The sequence below is a fragment of the Pseudomonas sp. R62 genome (assembly GCF_000257605.1).
Taxonomy (GTDB): Bacteria; Pseudomonadota; Gammaproteobacteria; order Pseudomonadales; family Pseudomonadaceae; genus Aquipseudomonas; species Aquipseudomonas atacamensis.
In genome coordinates, this window is record NZ_JH635998.1 from 2,306,118 (window position 1) to 2,307,433 (window position 1,316).

The 1,316-nt window shown below is 58.6% G+C and carries 1 protein-coding gene; it reads right to left on the reverse strand.

All coding sequences use genetic code 11. The annotated features are described in order from the left end of the window. Positions 1 to 126: 126 nt before the first annotated feature. A partial coding sequence (locus OQK_RS31190) for a lipase family protein (RefSeq protein ID WP_038860864.1) occupies positions 127 to 1,316 on the reverse strand: 1,190 nt, incomplete at its 5' end.

Here is a 1,316-nt window from a genome sequence, read left to right on the forward strand (position 1 = left end):
AGTTGCATCCAGTTCCAAATATTATGAAGCTGGCCAATAACAAAGCGCGGATCGAGTGCGTTGCAGTGGCGAAGTTTAACTTGGGGGATAACGAGAGCATCGGTACTTCCTTGTTGACTGATTAAGTTAAATGAACGAATCAATATCCGGCTGAAACGGCGCGCCAACCGCATGCCCACCGGTCATCGCGGCGATAGCGGCGTCGTGGTCTTCAGCGGCTGGCGGAATCATCGCCAGTTGCTCCTGAACCAGGTTTTCAGGGTGGGCGTTCCAGCGCAGCAGACTTTCCTCGACCCATTCGGGCTGGTCGGCATAGCTGCCGTAAACGTCGACCTCGGTGACCCGTTGACTGCGCAGCGCTGTCAGGCGGGCCTTGGTCATGCTGATCTTGTCTATTTCCTGATTGAGCATCAGCGTCTTGTGCGCGCGCTCCTGCTCTCGCACGTAAGAACGGTGGTTGTTTTGCAGATCGCGCTTAACGGCCCGCAGCTGTTGCTGAATATTCTCCAGGGCGCTGCTGATCCACTCGTATTCGCGATTGGTCACCAGCGAACGCTTGCGCTGCAGTGCTTCCTGCCAACGGCGCAAGCTGGCCCAGCAGCCGGGGATGTAGCTGCCGACCATTGAGTGGTGACCCCGGTCGAACAACTGCCGCAGAAACGATCCGCGTTCGGGCAAGCCGTTCGTAGCGCGCAGGGCCTTGGCGCAGCCGTGATCGACGATCATGCTGCAACCCGGCTCCCAGAGAAGGGAGGATCGGTGGTCCTTGTCGAACTCAACGGGCATGAAATGGCGCAAAGCACCGTGATGCCCATAGTCGTCGCCAAAGAAATTGATGATTCCCCAGATCAGCAGGCCGAGGCCGGCGACCGGGTTGAAGCCCAGCACCACGGCGTTGGTTGCGTACATCGGCCCAGGCTTGGCGAAAGTATTCATCCATGTGGCGGGAACGCTCGGAACCGGGTCGTTCTGATTGACGATGCGGTGGTGGGCCAATGCTTTGGCGCTTTCGATGAACGTGGTGTCACCAGCGCGGGGGGCGCCGTAGGTGTAGAGCACGATTTGCGGGGAGAACTCCAGGTTGCGTCTCAGCATCTCGGACAGGATCAGTGCAACTGCACCGCCCAGACTGTGACCCGTGATCAGCAGCTTTTGCCCGCTGTAGAATTTTTCCAGATAAGTCACGATGAATGGATAAGCCGCCAAAGCGCCACCGTAGAAACCGCGGTGCACTTTGCCTTCGCCTTCGGCAAAGGGAACCTGATAGGCATCGCCGTCACGCCGGCCGTCGGGCCAGATCTCACTGGTACCTCGCA